This window comes from Arsenicicoccus sp. UBA7492, from assembly GCF_002479615.1.
In the GTDB taxonomy this organism is placed as follows: Bacteria; Actinomycetota; Actinomycetes; order Actinomycetales; family Dermatophilaceae; genus Arsenicicoccus; species Arsenicicoccus bolidensis.
In genome coordinates this window covers 93,576-108,776 of sequence record NZ_DLOE01000043.1, presented here as the reverse complement: position 1 = coordinate 108,776, position 15,201 = coordinate 93,576, and the positions used below count along the sequence as shown (strand labels likewise).

Annotated in this window: 15 protein-coding genes and 3 tRNA genes; 5 read left to right on the top strand and 13 right to left on the bottom strand. The window is 71.2% G+C overall.

The genetic code is table 11. The annotated features are described in order from the left end of the window. The first annotated feature begins 16 nt into the window (after positions 1-16). Positions 17-637, top strand: a complete 621-nt coding sequence (locus tag B4E97_RS12930) for a hypothetical protein (protein ID WP_019284943.1) — start codon at positions 17-19, stop codon at positions 635-637. An 85-nt stretch (positions 638-722) separates the two neighbouring features. Here the strand turns inward: B4E97_RS12930 and B4E97_RS12925 are convergent, their stop codons facing one another. The 6 genes from B4E97_RS12925 to B4E97_RS12900 form a co-directional block, all read right to left on the bottom strand. Then, positions 723-2,006, bottom strand: a complete 1,284-nt coding sequence (locus B4E97_RS12925; RefSeq protein ID WP_034251971.1) for an NAD(P)H-dependent oxidoreductase — start codon at positions 2,004-2,006, stop codon at positions 723-725. Continuing rightward, a complete protein-coding gene (gene rfbC / locus B4E97_RS12920) occupies positions 2,003-2,599 on the bottom strand; it encodes a dTDP-4-dehydrorhamnose 3,5-epimerase (RefSeq protein WP_286960136.1) in 597 nt (198 codons plus the stop codon). Before rfbC ends, B4E97_RS12925 begins: the two co-directional genes overlap by 4 nt. After that, complete coding sequence (locus B4E97_RS12915; RefSeq protein ID WP_019284946.1) at positions 2,599-3,639, bottom strand: NAD-dependent epimerase/dehydratase family protein; 1,041 nt, start codon at positions 3,637-3,639, stop codon at positions 2,599-2,601. Before B4E97_RS12915 ends, rfbC begins: the two co-directional genes overlap by 1 nt. 5 nt (positions 3,640-3,644) lie before the next feature. After that, the gene (locus B4E97_RS12910; RefSeq protein ID WP_051274011.1) at positions 3,645-4,496 is read right to left on the bottom strand and encodes a sugar phosphate nucleotidyltransferase; all 852 of its coding nucleotides are present in this window, start codon (positions 4,494-4,496) and stop codon (positions 3,645-3,647) included. Positions 4,497-4,812: 316 nt separating this feature from the next. After that, positions 4,813-5,853 carry an L-glyceraldehyde 3-phosphate reductase gene (gene mgrA / locus B4E97_RS12905; RefSeq protein WP_239261308.1) on the bottom strand — a complete coding sequence of 347 codons (1,041 nt, stop codon included), beginning with the start codon at positions 5,851-5,853 and terminating at the stop codon, positions 4,813-4,815. A 37-nt stretch (positions 5,854-5,890) separates the two neighbouring features. Continuing rightward, positions 5,891-7,264, bottom strand: a complete 1,374-nt coding sequence (locus tag B4E97_RS12900; RefSeq protein ID WP_029210772.1) for an L-serine ammonia-lyase — start codon at positions 7,262-7,264, stop codon at positions 5,891-5,893. A gap of 65 nt (positions 7,265-7,329) precedes the next feature. Here B4E97_RS12900 and B4E97_RS12895 point away from each other — a divergent pair, with 65 nt between their 5' ends. The 4 genes from B4E97_RS12895 (at position 7,330) to B4E97_RS12880 (ending at position 8,888) form a co-directional block, all read left to right on the top strand. Next, a complete protein-coding gene (locus tag B4E97_RS12895) occupies positions 7,330-8,433 on the top strand; it encodes a PHP domain-containing protein (RefSeq protein WP_029210773.1) in 1,104 nt (367 codons plus the stop codon). Positions 8,434-8,538: 105 nt separating this feature from the next. Beyond that, positions 8,539-8,611, top strand: a tRNA-Glu gene (locus tag B4E97_RS12890). Between the two features lie 77 nt (positions 8,612-8,688). Further along, positions 8,689-8,765: transfer RNA gene (locus tag B4E97_RS12885), tRNA-Asp, on the top strand. A gap of 46 nt (positions 8,766-8,811) precedes the next feature. Continuing rightward, positions 8,812-8,888: transfer RNA gene (locus B4E97_RS12880), tRNA-Phe, on the top strand. 163 nt (positions 8,889-9,051) lie between these two features. Here B4E97_RS12880 and B4E97_RS12875 read toward each other — a convergent pair. The 7 genes from B4E97_RS12875 to B4E97_RS12845 form a co-directional block, all read right to left on the bottom strand. Continuing rightward, entirely contained in the window at positions 9,052-9,801 is a 750-nt protein-coding gene (locus B4E97_RS12875; RefSeq protein WP_286960135.1) for a response regulator, read from the bottom strand. Between the two features lie 16 nt (positions 9,802-9,817). Beyond that, positions 9,818-10,339 carry a hypothetical protein gene (locus B4E97_RS12870; RefSeq protein WP_019284953.1) on the bottom strand — a complete coding sequence of 174 codons (522 nt, stop codon included), beginning with the start codon at positions 10,337-10,339 and terminating at the stop codon, positions 9,818-9,820. Then, positions 10,330-11,397 (bottom strand): hypothetical protein, encoded by a 1,068-nt coding sequence (locus B4E97_RS12865; RefSeq protein WP_156911161.1) that lies wholly within the window; start codon positions 11,395-11,397, stop codon positions 10,330-10,332. Before B4E97_RS12865 ends, B4E97_RS12870 begins: the two co-directional genes overlap by 10 nt. Before the next feature lie 185 nt (positions 11,398-11,582). Then, positions 11,583-13,160 (bottom strand): protein kinase domain-containing protein, encoded by a 1,578-nt coding sequence (locus B4E97_RS12860; RefSeq protein WP_286960134.1) that lies wholly within the window; start codon positions 13,158-13,160, stop codon positions 11,583-11,585. 58 nt (positions 13,161-13,218) lie between these two features. After that, on the bottom strand, positions 13,219-14,040 hold the full coding sequence (locus tag B4E97_RS12855; protein ID WP_029210777.1) for a hypothetical protein: 822 nt from the start codon (positions 14,038-14,040) through the stop codon (positions 13,219-13,221). 8 nt (positions 14,041-14,048) lie between these two features. Further along, positions 14,049-14,720 carry a SatD family protein gene (locus B4E97_RS12850; protein WP_051274012.1) on the bottom strand — a complete coding sequence of 224 codons (672 nt, stop codon included), beginning with the start codon at positions 14,718-14,720 and terminating at the stop codon, positions 14,049-14,051. 107 nt (positions 14,721-14,827) lie between these two features. Continuing rightward, a complete protein-coding gene (locus B4E97_RS12845) occupies positions 14,828-15,043 on the bottom strand; it encodes a BldC family transcriptional regulator (protein WP_019284958.1) in 216 nt (71 codons plus the stop codon). Positions 15,044-15,201 lie beyond the last annotated feature (158 nt).

Genomic DNA, 15,201 nt, shown 5'->3' with positions numbered 1-15,201 from the left:
CGGTTACGGTCGCGACATGGACATCTCGATGGAGAGCTTCCACGTGGGGGGACGCAAGGTCGGTGCCCTCGTGCGACGTCTGACCTCCACCCAGCTGCGCAGCCTCCTCGTCTATCGCGACGGGCAGCGGCTGCAGCGCACCGACCACCTGCTCACGCACACCGGTGACGTGCGCGACTGGACGTCCTGCTCGATGAGCACCCCTGAGGGATCCACGTCCGCCCGGCGCACCGACCGCACGACGGTCGACGTCGACGGCGCCTCCCACGCGATCCCCCGCGACACGATCCCGAGCAGCGCCCAGTCCGTGGTGCTGGAGCAGATGCTGGCCGGCTCGCACACCGACGAGGAGTTCCACGTGCTCGACGAGTCCGCGCCCGAGCACGCACCCCGCAGCGCCCACCTGAGCGTCGGCAACCCCGAGACCGTGCAGCTGCCCGGGCGGCCCGACCAGCAGCTCGGCACCGTCACGCTCTTCGTCGACGAGTCACCCTCGCACCACTTCTGGTTCGACAGCCACCACGTCCTCGCGGCCGACTGGCAGGGGCCACGGAGCTACCGCGTCACCTCGCACGACGAGCTCCTCGCCGGGCTCGACGACGAGGTCGCCGCCGCCGTGCGGGAGTTCATCGCCTGACCAGCGGACGACCTGCCCCGTATGCCGGAGCCCACCCCCTACCTCGTCGAGGCAGGCGGCGGGCTCCGGCATACGGAGTGAGTCGTCAGGCCAGGGAGGCCTGCTCCTCGCGCAGCGCGTCGACGAGTCGGCCCTGCGGCAGCTCGACGTCCGCGTAGGTGAAGTACTCGTCCTTCTTGACGTCGCGCCTGAGGACGCAGCCCTCGGCGACGCCCATAGGCAGCAGGCCCTCGTCGGCGGTGACGCCCGCGGCCTCGCACTGGCCGTAGGTGTCGTAGCCGCCGAGACCGTCGATCGTGTCGCCGGCCTTGAGGTCGCGCTTGGCGACCGTGATGACCTCGACGGTGGGCTTCCCGGCCGGGGTGATCGCGTAGTCCCCGAAGAGGACGGCGCGCGCGACGGTCAGCGGCACCTCGAAGTGGCACAGGTGGTACGGCGTGTAGAAGGAGTACAGGGGCCCGTCACCCAGCTTGTAGAGCTTGAGGTAGTGCTGCTGCTTGGGGTCGTCGTGGGTCGCGAAGCAGTACACGCCGGGACCCGGCTGGGCGCCCACGACGTAGTCCACGACGCCACCGAGCTCCTTGAGCTGCTCGACGTCGTAGAGCTTGGTCGCCGTGTCGATGTGCTCACGGTGGTCGGCGCCCTTGAGGCCACGCTTCTCGACCGTCATGCCCGTGGCGTTGGCGACCAGCGCCTGCTCGAAGGACACCTTGGTGCCGTCCGCGAAGCTCGTCACCATGTAGGGGTCCTGGCCCCACTGCTTGGCGAACCCCTCCTGGGTGGTCGGGTTGCGGTACTCGTCCTGCAGGCCCTTGATGTTGCCCATGACCAGCGGCGTGAGCCCGATGGACTTCACGAAGCGGTAGAGGTTCATCTGGACGCCCGGCTGGTCGCCGTCGCAGCCCGTGATGATGACGCCCTTGGCCAGCGCCCGCTGCTTGAGCGCGTAGCCCACGGTCCCGTCGACCTCGGCGTTGAGCAGCACCACGTGCTTGCCGCCCTCGATGGCGTCGGCGACGACGTGCGCGCCGTACTCCACCGCGCCGGTGGCCTCGACGATCGCGTCGATGGACCCGGCCTCGGTGACGGCCTTGTGGTCGCTCGTGATCACGGCCTTGCCGGCCTCGACCGCGGCGTCGACGGCCGTGGCGTCCTCGCAGACCTCCCACTCCGAGGTCCCGGCCTCGGTGTAGGCGCGCTCGGCGTTGGCCTGGGTGCGGTTGACGATGGCGGCGACGACCATGCCGGGCACCGAGTTGGTGACCTGGTTGACGAAGCCGCGACCCATGAACCCGGCGCCAACGAGGGCGACGCGGATCGGGTTGCCCTCGGCCTCGCGCTGGGCCAGGGCGGTGTCGACGATGATCATGCATCCTCCTTGAGCTGCGCCTGGCGCGGGGCCGGGAGCGTCGCGGGCTTCTCGACGTCGTCGCGCTCGGCGAAGAGCGGCCAGGCCGCGTCCTTGTCCGAGATGACCTCGATCTCGCGGCCCCAGTCGATCCCGAACGCCGGGTCGTCGTGGCGGAAGCCGCGCTCGGTGTTGGGCGTGTAGGCGTGCGAGACCTGGTAGGTCACCTCGCAGTCGTCCTCGAGCGTCAGGTAGCCGTGCGCGAAGTACTCGGGCACGTACAGCGCCTGACGGTTGTCCGCCGTGAGCTCGACCTTGACGTGCTGCAGGTAGGTCGGGCTCTCGGGGCGCATGTCGACGATGACGTCGAGGATGCGGCCGCGGATGCAGCGGACCAGCTTGGCCTCGGGGGCCGGGTCGATCTGCTGGTGCATGCCGCGGATCGTGCCGGCCTTGTAGTTGTAGGACATGTTGCACTGGATCACGGCCGGGGTGAGACCGGCGTCCTCGAACTCCTGGGTGCAGAAGGTCCGGGCGAAGAAGCCTCGCTCGTCCTGCAGGAGCTTGAGGTCGATCAGGGCAGGGCCCTCGATGTCGAAGGTGCGGAACTCCATCAGACGATGCTCCCCGCAGGCTTGGTCCAGAACATCTGGTCGTCGATCTGCTTGGTGCGCATGAGGTGCTCCAGCTGCTTCAGGCGCGTGTGGCCGCGACCGGTGAAGGTCGCCTCGTCCAGGTCGATGGTCGTGAAGACCTCGGCGAGCTGCTGGGCGCCACGCTCGGCGTCCCAGTCGCTCGCGTAGCCCGGCAGCTGCGACGCGATCTTGTCGAAGTTGACCTTGTAGGAGCGGTTGTCCCCGGCGTTGTCGCCGAAGGTGACCTCGCAGCCCGGGAAGGCCGCGCCGACGATCTCGGCGATCTCGCGGACGCGCCAGTTGTGCTCGGTCTTGCCGACGTTGAAGATCTGCTGGTGCACGGCCTCGCGCGGCGCGGTGATGGCGCAGCGGATCGACTTGGCGATGTCGAGGGCGTGGACCAGGGGACGCCACGGGGTGCCGTCCGAGGTCATCGCGATCTTCTTGGTGGTGTAGGCGAGGCCCGACAGGTTGTTGAGCACGATGTCGAAGCGCATGCGCGGGGAGGCACCGTAGGCGGTGGCGTTGCGCATGAACGTGGGCGAGAAGTTGTCGTCACCCATCGGCAGGACGTCGCGCTCGACCATGGCCTTGCACTCGGCGTAGGCCGTCTGCGGGTTGACCTGGGACTGCTCGTCGACGACACCGTCGGCGACGCCGTAGACCGAGCAGGAGGACATGTAGACGAACCGGGAGACGCCGGCCTGCTTGGCCAGCTCGGCCAGCTTGACCGAGCCCTTGTGGTTGACGTCGTAGGTGACGTTGGGGATCAGCGCGCCCAGCGGGTCGTTGGACAGCTCGGCCATGTGCACGATCGCGTCGTGGCCGCGGACGTCCTCGACGGTCAGGTTGCGGATGTCCTTGCGGAGCGTCTTGGCGCCGAGGTCGACGCCGTTGTAGAGCCATCCCTGGGCGTAGAAGCCCGTGTCGACGCCCGTGACGTCGTGGCCGTCGCGGATGAGCTCCGCGGCGACGAGACAGCCGAGGTAGCCCTCGGTACCAGTGACCAGAACCTTCATGTGTGTCAGCCCTTCCAGATCTTCCAGGGAGCCTTGTCGGCGTCCCACAAGCCGTTGAGTTCCTTCCAGTCGCGGAAGGTGTCCATGCCCATCCAGAAGCCCTCGTGCTCGTAGACGGCGAGCTCGCCGTCGCGCGAGACCTGCTGCAGGGGCTTCTTCTCGAGCATGTCCTCCTCGTCGATGTCGGCGAGGTAGCGGTCCACGAACTCCCGCTTCATCATGAAGAAGCCGCCGCTGACCCAGCCGGTCGCGAGGGTGGGCTTCTCGTTGAACTCGGTGACCATCTCGCCCTTGTCGTCCACGTGCATCTCGCCGTAGCGGCTCGCGGGGTGGACGCCGGTCACGCAGGCCATCTTGTCCATGCGCACGGCGTGCTGGACCTCCGCGCTGATGTCGATGTCACCGATGCCGTCGCCGTAGGTCAGCATGAACCAGGGCGCGTCGAGGTACTTGCTCACGAGCTTGACGCGACCGCCGGTGCCGGCGTCGAGGCCGGTCTCGACCAGCGTGATGGTCCAGTCCTCCTCGATCTCCTCGCCACCGACGAACTCCGGCTCCGCGCCGGGTCGCAGGACCACGTCGGCCGAGAGGCGGCGGCGGTCCAGGAAGTAGCTCTTGATGACGTCGGACTTGTAGCCCAGGCACAGGACGAAGTTGCGGAAGCCGTGCTCGTAGTAGGTCTTCATGATGTGCCACACGATCGGCTTCTCGCCGATCTCGATCATCGGCTTGGGCAGCTTCTCGCTCGCCTCGCGGATGCGGGTGCCCTGGCCACCGCAGAGGATGACGACGGGGATCTGGGAGACGTCCACGGGAGCGCCCCCGGCTCCTGCTGGCTGTGCGTGGTCGACAGTCACGTGCTCTGCTTCTTTCTCTCGGACGAGAACGTCCGGCACCATCCGGTGCCCGGACCGGCCGCGCCCCACCGACAGGGACGTCCCGACGTCGGGACGGTCACGTCTCTCCCCCGACCTCCGAGCCCGTCGCACCAGGTGCGGCGGCACCCCCCTTCGAGATCTCGGGGAGATCACGGCCACTCATGACTCTAGGTGCGCTGCCGGGAGCCTGACGGGTGAGCCGGTTTTTCTCACAAGGATGCGCCAATCCGTGCGCGGAGAGTAGTTATCGAACCCGCAGCGTAGTGCCCGCGATGTCCCAGGACGTCCCTCGCCGTCACGCTTGCGAGGATCGTGCCCACAGGTTGATGCCGGCGTCGACGGCGTCGCGATCGATCTCCTCGAGCTCCTCGGGGGTGAGGTCGAGATGCCGCAGGGCGTCGAGGTTCTGGTCGAGCTGCTCCACGCTCGAGGCCCCGACCAGCGTCGACGTCATCCGGGGGTCGCGCAGCACCCAGGCCAGAGCCAGCTGGGACAGGGACGTCCCGCGCCGCTGCGCCACACCGGCCAGCGCCCGGACGTGCCGCAGGGTCTGGTCCGAGAGCTGGTCCGCCGACAGGCTCGACCCCGCCCGTGCTGCCCGGCTGTCGTCCGGCACGCCCTGGAGGTAGCGCTCCGTGAGCAGGCCTTGCGCCAGGGCGGTGAACGCAATACACCCCATACCCTGCCTTTCCAGCTCATCCAGCAGGTCCTCCTCGATCCACCGGTTGAGCATCGAGTACGACGGCTGGTGGATCAGCAGCGGGGTGCCGAGGGCCCTCGCGATCTCGGCGGCCTCCCGGGTCTTGGCCGCGGAGTATGACGAGATCCCGACGTAGAGCGCCTTGCCCGACCGGACGGCGTGGTCCAGCGCCATCATCGTCTCCTCGACCGGCGTCTCCGGGTCGAAGCGGTGGCTGTAGAAGATGTCCACATAGTCCAGGCCGAGCCGCTGCAGGGACTGGTCCAGGCTGGCGAGGACGTACTTGCGGGCGCCACCGCCCTGCCCGTAGGGCCCCGGCCACATGTCGTAGCCCGCCTTGGTCGAGATGATGAGCTCGTCGCGGAGCCCGGCGAAGTCGTCGCGGAGGTACTCCCCCATGTGGATCTCGGCCTGGCCGTAGGGCGGCCCGTAGTTGTTGGCCAGGTCGAAGTGCGTCACGCCGCGGTCGAAGGCGCGCCGCAGGATGGCCCGCTGGGTCTCGCGCGGCCGGTCCGTGCCGAAGTTCTGCCACAGACCGAGCGAGATGACAGGGAGCCGCAGGCCGCTGCGCCCGCAGCGTCGATAGAGCATGTCGCCGTCGTAACGGTCCTGCGCGGGGCGGTAGGCGTTCGTCATACGACCATCCAAGCGCACCGAGCCGGGGCGTGCCGGGTCAGCACTCGATGACGTTGACCGCGAGGCCGCCTCGGGCCGTCTCCTTGTACTTCACCTTCATGTCGGCGCCCGTCTCGCGCATGGTCTTGACGACCTTGTCCAGCGAGACGATGTGCGTCCCGTCGCCGCGCAGCGCGGTGCGGGCCGCCGTGACGGCCTTGACCGCCGCGACGGCGTTGCGCTCGATGCAGGGGATCTGGACGAGCCCGCCGACGGGGTCGCAGGTGAGGCCGAGGTTGTGCTCCATCCCGATCTCGGCGGCGTTCTCGACCTGTCCGGGCGTCCCGCCGAGCACCGCCGCCAGGCCGGCCGCGGCCATCGCGCAGGCGGAGCCCACCTCGCCCTGGCACCCCACCTCGGCGCCGGAGATCGAGGCCCCCTCCTTGATGATCATGCCGATCGCCGCCGCGGTCAGCAGGAAGCGGACCACCCCCAGGTCGTCGGCACCCGGCACGAACCGCACGTAGTAGTGCAGGACAGCGGGGATGATCCCGGCGGCGCCGTTGGTCGGCGCGGTGACGACGCGTCCGCCGGCGGCGTTCTCCTCGTTGACGGCGAGGGCGTAGAGGGTGATCCAGTCGAGCCCCCGCAGCGGGTCGACGTTGCCCTCCTCGAGGGCGAGTCGCAGCGCCAGCTCGGGGGCGCGCCGACGGACCCGCAGCCCACCCGGGAGCACCCCCTCGGTGGTGATGCCGTTGTCCACGCACTCCTGCATGACGCGCCAGATCTCCAGGAGCCCCGCCCTGACCTCGGCCTCGCTGCGCCAGGCGCGCTCGTTGTCGAGCATGACCTGGGCGATCGAGCGGCCGGTCTCCGCGCAGACCGCGAGCAGCTCGTCACCGGTCCGGAACTCGTGCGCGACCGGTGTCTCGTCCTCGACGATCCGATGGCCGCCGGACCCGTCCTCGACCACCACGAAGCCGCCACCCACCGAGTAGTAGGTGCGCTGCACCGGCTCCTCCAGCCCCTCGACGACGGCCTCGCAGGTCATGCCGTTGGAGTGACCGGGCAGGGACCGGGTCCGGTGCATGACGAGGTCGGTGGCCTCGTCGAAGTCGATCTCGTGGCGTCCCAGCAGCGCCAGCCGCTTGGTCGCGCGCATGTGCGCGAGACGGCCCTCGACGGCGCGGGGGTCGACGAGCTCCGGCGCCTCTCCGGACAGCCCGAGCAGGACCGCCTTGTCGCTGCCGTGGCCGTGGCCCGTCGCGCCCAGCGACCCGTAGAGCTCGACCCGCAGGCTCGTGACCCGGTCGAGCTGCCCGTCCGCCTCCAGCGACCGGACGAACATCAGCGCCGCGCGCATCGGGCCCACCGTGTGCGAGCTCGACGGCCCGATACCGATCGAGAAGAGGTCGAAGACGCTCAGTGCCATGCCCTGACCGTAGGTGACCCGCGCCACCTCGGCCAAGCCACCCCCTGCGGTGCGACGATGGCCGTATGCCGAAGCCCGCCGCCACCGGACCCCAACGCCACGGCTCCGCCTCCGCCGAGCCGATCGCCGACACCCTGACCCCCGACGCCGCCGGGGTCGTCCTGGCCCTGCGCCGCATCTCGTTCCTGCTCGAGCGGGCGCTGGAGTCCAGCTACCGCATCAAGGCCTTCCGCGGGGCCGCGGCCACGCTGGGGGCGCTCGGCGACGACGAGCTGACGACCCGCGCCGCTGCCGGGACGCTGCAGGACCTGCCCGGGATCGGCAAGGGCAGCGAGGCGATCGCGCAGGCGGTGCTGCGCGGCGAGGAGCCCGTCTACCTCGCCCAGCTCGAGGAGCGCGAGTCCGCACCCCTGGCCCGCGACGGCCAGGAGCTCGTCGTCCTGCAGCGCGGCGACCTGCACAGCCACTCTGACTGGTCGGACGGCGGGTCCCCCATCGACGAGATGGTGATGACCGCGGTCGAGCTGGGGCGGGAGTACCAGGTGCTCACGGACCACTCCCCCCGCCTCAAGGTCGCCAACGGCCTGTCGCCCGAGCGTCTGCGCAAGCAGCTCCAGGTGGTCGCCGGTGCCAACCAGATCGTGCCCGGCAGCTTCCGGCTGCTGTCGGGGATCGAGGTCGACATCCTCGACGACGGATCGCTCGACCAGGAGCCCGACCTGCTCGAAGAGCTCGACGTGGTGGTCGCCTCGGTGCACTCCAAGCTCAAGATGGAGTCCGCCGCGATGACGCGCCGCATGGTCGCGGCCGTCAGCAACCCGCGCACCAACGTGCTGGGGCACTGCACGGGCCGGCTCGTCACCGGAGGCCGAGGCAAGCGGCCGCAGTCGTCGTTCGACGCCCGCGTCGTCTTCGAGGCGTGCGCCGCCCACGACGTCGCGGTCGAGATCAACTCCCGGCCGGAGCGGCAGGATCCGCCGGACGACCTGATCACGCTGGCGCTGGACGCCGGGTGCCTGTTCGCGGTCGACACCGACGCGCACGCGCCGGGGCAGCTGGACTTCCAGCAGCTGGGGGCCGAGCGGGCCTGGCACCTCGGGGTCCCAGCCGAGCGCATCGTCACCACCTGGCCGCGAGATCGCCTGCTGGAGTGGGCCGCTCGACGCTGACTCCGACCCGATTAGGAGTTCTCCGCCGCCGTCCCCTATGCTTTCGGAGTCCTCGACGGGCTCGAGCTACTAGAGCGCTAGCGGCAGAGGGCCCGAGAGATTCGGGTCCCCATCGTCTAGCGGCCTAGGACCCCGCCCTTTCACGGCGGTAGCACGGGTTCGAATCCCGTTGGGGATACAGAGCATGTACGATGGACAAGTTGGTCACGGCCAGCGAGTTGTCGGAGTGCTTGAGGTAGTCACTCCTCACCCTTTGGCCCCGTAGCGCAGTTGGTTAGCGCGCCGCCCTGTCACGGCGGAGGTCGCCGGTTCGAGCCCGGTCGGGGTCGCCAGTCTCTCCCTCGGGAGAGACTTCGCGATATCTTGAGGATGTCGCGAGGCCAGGTAGCTCAGTTGGTACGAGCGTCCGACTGAAAATCGGAAGGTCGGCGGTTCGACCCCGCCCCTGGCCACCAGCAAGCCGCATCCCGACCGGGGTGCGGCTTCGTCGTTCTCGCTGCGGCTCCCCCCGCCTGCGTGCGCCTGGGGCCGCGCATCCCCCTCGTCGGCGCGGCCCCGGCGCAGCACCATGACATCCCGCCCGGCACTCAAGTGCGACGCCCACCTTTTGAGGGGTGCTCACTCGGGGTCGGTGGGCAGGTGCCGGCCGAGGGCCAGACCCAGCTGCTGGGACAGCCAGCTCTTGCGCGGGGCTCGCGCCTGGCGTGGACCGGCCCCGGCGCTGACACCGCCCGGCAGCGCATCACCCAGCCGGTGACGCACCGACCGGATCGCCCACTCGTCGCTCGGGTGCGCGACGTGCGCCTCGTCGTTGAGCACCATGTCGGCGACCGGCGACGACTCGGCGATGTCGATGGCCGCCTGCACGTCGGGGGCGCGCTCGTAGCCCAGGGCCGCCCAGTCGATCGAGGCCCGGCGCGAGGAGAACGTCCAGGGCTGGGTCACCGCCCGCACGAAGGTCTCACGGTCCTGGTCGACCTCGAAGTGGTCGAAGACGTAGTCGACCCCCGCCTGCACGATCCGGCGCGAGATCAGCTCGTTCTCTCGGGCGTAGGCGCTGATCAGGATGATGCTGGTGACGCCGGCGGGAGTGTGCCGGCGCACCTCCTGCGCGAGCCGCGCGCCCGGGAAGTGGTCGTGCGCCGGGATCGAGTCCACGCCCGAGCGCCGCGCCGCCGCGGCCCGGCGCTCGGGAGACCTGCGGTCGTGCCCGTCGAGCACGGCGATGTCGACCTGCCCCCAGCGGGTGCCGAGCGCGAGGGCACCCTCGAAGTCGAGGGCGTCGACCTGGGCGTCGGTCGCCTCCCGCAACCACAGCTGACGGGCGTCCCGGACGCTCGGGCTGTCGTCGACGATCACGATCCTCATCCGCGCCCGCCCGTCCTCATGCCAGCCTCGCGCGGGTCTCGGCGAGCAGCCTGCTCACCCGGCGCAGGTCGTCCGCGACCCCCTCGCGCAGCTCCCCGGCGTCAGCCCCGGCGACCAGTCGCTGCCCCTGCTCCACGACCGTCGTGAGGTAGTCGAGCTCGGCACCGGCCGCCGCACGTCGGGCCGCCTCGGTGCGGGCCTGCGCCTGGGCGCGGGCCTCGACCTGGACCTCGTTGCACGCGTCGTCCAGGGTGCGGCTGACGCACTGCGACCCCACATAGGCCATGAGCGGCCACACGAGCTCGGGGATCGCGAACCTCAGGGTGCCCTCGGTCGCCAGAGCGGTCAGCACGAGGCCGAGCACCAGTGCGGCGCGGCAGGCCAGGACGGCCCGTCGCGGCCGCACGACGAGACCAAGCATCATCGCCCACCCCACCATCGGCATGTTGAGCATCATGTCCTCCGGCCCGCGCGGCCCGTGACCGGCGAACCAGAGTCCCCCGAGGCACGCTATCGGCACGGCACCGCTCAGGGCCACCAGGGGTTCCCCGGCGGTCCCCAGCGGCGCAGGACCCGATGGGCGACCACCGTGGAGAGGAGCAGGAGCGCGGCGACGGGCAGCGCGATCGCCGCCGGCACGACGGAGTGCTGGGGCACCGCGAGGATCAGCACGTATGCCGCCATCGCCGCCACGCCGGCCGCCGTCACCGACAGGGACAGCGGCTGCCCGTCCACCGCGGGCAGCACGACGGTCTCGTCGTCGACCTGCACCGAGACCTCCCCGTTCGGGCCGACCGTCGCGCTCCGGACCCGGACGACCCCACCTCCGCGTCCGGCGAGGTGCTGCCACAGCAGGCGCGCCTGAGACCGGCTCACGACGACCGTGCCGGCCGACGGGTCGACGTCGAAGAAGGTGAAGCGCGAGGCGTCGGGCTCGCTGGACCGGGTGGCCTGGGAGTAGACGTCGCAGGCGTCCCGCAGGTAGTAGGCCTCGGCGCGGGTCGCCCGGCCGAGCTGCTGCTTGTGCTGGGACACGGCCTTGCGCAGCTCGGTCGCCTCGTCCACCCCGGCGCCACCCAGGGCGAAGATGGTCACCTGCAGCTGGTCGATGGCCTCCGCACCGACCCCCGTCACGACGGCGTTGCGCCCCGCCAGGCGGGCGGCGGCCAGCGACGCCTGCGCCGAGCGCTCGACGAGGGCCTCGTGACGCCGGACCTCCTCGGCGACGAGCCACACGAGGGACCGGCCGAGCAGCACGCCGATCAGCACGAACCCCGTGGTGACCACCAGGTAGGGCTCCGAGCCGACCAGCGACCTCGCGGCCGCCGTCACGCCGATCGTCACGGCGGTCAGCACCAGGCCGGTCGACAGGCGCCGCGCCGACACGAAGGCGACGAGCGGGATCACGACCATCACGGCGGCCGTGTGGGGGTAGTGCGCCCAGCCCAGCAGCGACCACACCGTCGCGTCGACGAGGTCCGCCGCCACTCGCCACCGGACCCCGGGGCCGCGCCCGGCCCGCAGCCGCGACCACAGCCACAGGTCGTGGACCACGCACAGGGCCAGCAAGGCCCAGCGCCGGGGGTGTCGGCCCACCCCCACGTCCCCACCAGCAGCCAGAGGCGCGCGGTGAGTCGCACGACGAGGGTGACCGTCGCCTCGTTGCGATGGACGGCCCTCAGGGCCACGGCGCTCAGGCCGCCGACTGGTGGTGCCACGTCGTCAGGATCGCACCTGCCGCCCGCAACTCGGAGCAGCGGCACTTGAGGCCTTCAGCAGCGTCAGGCGGCGGGGAGCGCGCCGGCCACGACGTCGGCCGCCGACGTGATGGACTGCGCGGTCTCGCTAGAGACCGACCCGTCCTGGACACTGCTCTGGACCGCGCCGCTCAGCTCACCCAGCGCCGCGCGCGCGGCACCGGCATCCTGCTGACGGATGGCCTTGTCGAGCGAGCGCAGGCTCTTGGACGCGTCCTTGCCCGAGGACCCGGACAGCTGCGCACCCTGGACGACGTCGCCCAGCGTCGACGCGGCCGCGGAGGCCGAACCGGTCCAGGTCGGCGCCGGGTCGCTGGGCTCCTCGGTCGGGGTCGACGGCTGCTCGGTCGGGGTCGTCGGCTGCTCGGTCGGGGTCGTCGGCTCCTGCGTCGGGGTCGTCGGGGCACTGGAGGTCGGCCTCTGGGTGGGGGTCTGCGTGACGGTCACCGTCGGGGCCGAGGTCGTCCTCGTGGGGGCGGTCGTGCGGGCGGTGGTGCTCGTCGCCGTGGGGGTCGGGACGGTGGGCGTGTCGGTCGAGGGGCCGGTCCCCCGGAGCACGAACCACCACAGGGCACCGACCGTCGCCGCCAGCAGGAGGAGCATCACCCACAGCGCCCCCATGCCGCGGCGCCGCGGGCGGTCGGGCTCGCCACGGTAGGCCGTGGCCTGCGTGACCGTGCGCGGTGCGGGCTCGGGGGCCCGCACCGCGGGAGGGAGCACGGTGGTGGCGGCCGCCGCGGCTCCGGCGACCGGCAGCACCGTCGTGGAGGGCGCGGCGCCGCGGCGGATGGCAGCGATCCGGCCGGCGACGTCAGCGGCGCTGGCGGGTCGGTCCTGGGGCGACTTGGCCAGCAGCTGGGCGACCAGGTCGTCGACGGCCTGCGGCACCCCGGGGCGGCGCTCGGACGGCAGCGGCGGGGGCGTGCTCAGGTGGTGGTGCAGGATCGACAGAGGGTGCTCGCCCTCGAACGGCGGCTCGCTGGTCAGCAGGGTCATGAGGACGCAGCCGAGGGAGTACAGGTCGCTCTGCGGGGTGGCCGTCCCGCCGGTGGCCTGCTCCGGAGACAGGTATGGCGCGCTGCCGATGACCGTGGCGGTCGCCGTCAGCTGGCTGGTGCGAGCCTGGTCCAGGCGGGCGATCCCGAAGTCCACCATCTTGAGGGTGCCGCGCTCGTCGAGCATGAGGTTGCTGGGCTTGACGTCACGGTGCACGACGCCCGCCCGGTGCGCGGCGCCGAGGGCGGAGGCCACCTCCTGGGTGTAGGCGAGCGCCCGGTCGACCGGGAGCGGCCCCTGGTCGCGGACCAGCTCGTCGAGGCTGGGCCCGCTCAGCAGCTCCATGACGAGATAGGCCGTGTGGCCGTCGACGCCGTTGTCGAAGATCGTGACGATGTTGGGGTGGGACAGCGCCGCGGTGGCGTGGGCCTCCTGCTGGAACCTCTCGGCCGCCACCTCGTCGCCGGTGGCCGCCAGGTCGACCGTCTTGACGGCCACCCGGCGTTGCAGCCGGGTGTCGACGGCAGACCAGACCTGGCCCATCCCGCCGCGGCCGATCTGGCGCTCCAGGCGGTACCGGTTGGCGAGGACGATGTCTCCACTCATGGACGCCATTGTCACGCATGGCCCGGGGCGTGGGCCCCGATCGGCCCGGCGCGCCTGGTCAGAGCGCGAGCAGGGCGCACCCGAGAGCCACCAGCCACGAGGTGAAGCTGCCCAGGAGGAAGTACTCGGTCACGACGTCGATCCGTTGACCCGGCCCGCGCTGGTCCTGCAGCTCGGGGAAGCGCAGGATCCCCTTGGCGGCGATGACGACGGAGGCTGCGGTCGCCTGGCCCGCGAGGGCGAGCCCGACGACGAAGACACGCTCCATCGGGCCCAGCCAGCGCCCGCCGCGCAGGACCCCGGGCTGGCTGTGCGCGCCGGCCGCGTCGAGGACGAGACGCACGACGACGTTGCCGGTGCCGATCTGCGCCAGCATCACGGCGAGGACCATCAGCGCGCGGTCGAGCGGCACCCGGCCGAGCCGGGGCAGGCCGAGCGAGCCCCACCACCGGGCCAGCGGCCCACCGGCGGCGGCGTCGACCCCGGCCAGCGCGAAGAGTGCCACGAGTCCCACCAGGAGGGAGGCGCCGGCCACCAGCCGGTGCCGTCCGGCGCTCCGCAGCAGAGCGGCGGCCGCGGCCGAGGGGTCGTGGGCGCGGTCGTCGCCGTCGCCCTCGCCGTCGCCGTGGTCGCGTGCCCGGAGCCCGCTGCTCACGGCGGCCGCCGACGAGCGGGCCCACACGACGAGCAGCAGCACGATCCCGAGCAGTGCGAGCAGGTGCCAGCCGCCACGCTGCCCGAGCAGGGGCCAGGACAGCACGGCCACGGGGACGGAGACCAGGACTGGCAGCCACGAGGGCCGCCGACCCCCGAGCTCCGCGCCGGGGCGCGCCAGGTCGCCGGCTCCCAGCGCCAGCAGCCACACGGCGAGATAGGTCATGGTGCTCCTCAGCGGTCGCGGGCAGGCTGGGTGAGGATCTCGTGCGCCTCCCTGATGGCTCCGAGGCTCTCTCGCGCCACCAGCTGGGAGACCGCCGACTGCGTGATCCCCTCCTGCTCGGCCACCATTGTCTGCGTGAGGTCTGACATGACCCCCAGGAGCACCCGCAGGGGCCGCGCGTCCAGCCTGGAGACGAGCTCGTCGCGCAGGACCAGCGTGGCGAGGATGGTGGCTGCGGCGCCGGAGGGCCGGTCCGGGTCCTCGACGTACCACGTGCGGCAGGACCGCGTGCCCGCCGAGGCGGCCCGGCGCTCGGCCTCCTCCACGGCCTCTCGGGCGGCCCACCAGGCGCTGCCGTCCTGCAGGGGCGGGACGTGGCCGTGGTCGATCACCTGCACCAGGCCGCGCCCGATGCCACACCTGACGTCGACCTGCGGCAGCGTGTGCAGCCGGACGAGCAGCGAAGCAAGGACGGCGGACCCGACGTCGGCGTACACCCCTTGGAACTCGTCGCTGACCGTCGTGGTGAGCGGCTCGAGCGCGGGCACCACCTGCTCGACCTGGCGGAGCGCGGCGCCGAGGTGCTCGTGCAGGACGCGCCGGTTGCCGGCACGCCGGGACCCGACGACGTCCCCCAGCAGCGCGTAGACCGCGGGGTCGGACGATCCGGAGGAGGTCACGACATCAGAGAATAGCTCATTTCCGACTCAGTATCAGTCATCTGCTGATATCGAGGAGGACATCAGTGGCGCAACCGGCCACCGCTGGGTCACGCGCCTGCAGCGGCTCAGGTCGCCTGGCTCATGCGGGCGGTCTCGCCGACACCGTCGAGCAGCTGGCGGATCTCGCTCTCGCGGTAGCGCCGATGCCCCCCGAGCGTGCGGATCGAGTTGAGCTTGCCCGCCTTGGCCCACCGGGTCACGGTCTTGGGGTCGACCCGGAAGAGCTCGGCGACCTCGGCCGGGGTCAAGAGCTTCTCGCTGTCCTGCTCGCGGTGTGGCATGTGATCTCCCCGCTCTCGACGGAAGGTGCTCCCCCCGTGCAACGACGCCCCCCGGCGCCTCACCACCTGGCCGCTTCCATCTCAGAAGTGACCCTGGGTAGTCGAATCGGGCTACGGGTAGACTCAATTTCCTTCTTAGAATACTACGTATCGTGACA

Excerpts from the sequence above, each read along its gene's own strand:
- rfbC (WP_286960136.1), bottom strand. The coding sequence starts at position 2,599 with ATGGAGTTCCGCACCTTCGACATCGAGGGCCCTGCCCTGATCGACCTC.
- B4E97_RS12875 (WP_286960135.1), bottom strand. The coding sequence starts at position 9,801 with ATGAGGATCGTGATCGTCGACGACAGCCCGAGCGTCCGGGACGCCCGT.
- B4E97_RS12895 (WP_029210773.1), top strand. The coding sequence starts at position 7,330 with ATGCCGAAGCCCGCCGCCACCGGACCCCAACGCCACGGCTCCGCCTCC.
- B4E97_RS12860 (WP_286960134.1), bottom strand. The coding sequence starts at position 13,160 with ATGAGTGGAGACATCGTCCTCGCCAACCGGTACCGCCTGGAGCGCCAG.
- B4E97_RS12925 (WP_034251971.1), bottom strand. The coding sequence starts at position 2,006 with ATGATCATCGTCGACACCGCCCTGGCCCAGCGCGAGGCCGAGGGCAAC.
- B4E97_RS12900 (WP_029210772.1), bottom strand. The coding sequence starts at position 7,264 with ATGGCACTGAGCGTCTTCGACCTCTTCTCGATCGGTATCGGGCCGTCG.
- B4E97_RS12930 (WP_019284943.1), top strand. The coding sequence starts at position 17 with ATGGACATCTCGATGGAGAGCTTCCACGTGGGGGGACGCAAGGTCGGT.
- B4E97_RS12845 (WP_019284958.1), bottom strand. The coding sequence starts at position 15,043 with ATGCCACACCGCGAGCAGGACAGCGAGAAGCTCTTGACCCCGGCCGAG.
- B4E97_RS12855 (WP_029210777.1), bottom strand. The coding sequence starts at position 14,040 with ATGACCTATCTCGCCGTGTGGCTGCTGGCGCTGGGAGCCGGCGACCTG.
- B4E97_RS12915 (WP_019284946.1), bottom strand. The coding sequence starts at position 3,639 with ATGAAGGTTCTGGTCACTGGTACCGAGGGCTACCTCGGCTGTCTCGTC.
- mgrA (WP_239261308.1), bottom strand. The coding sequence starts at position 5,853 with ATGACGAACGCCTACCGCCCCGCGCAGGACCGTTACGACGGCGACATG.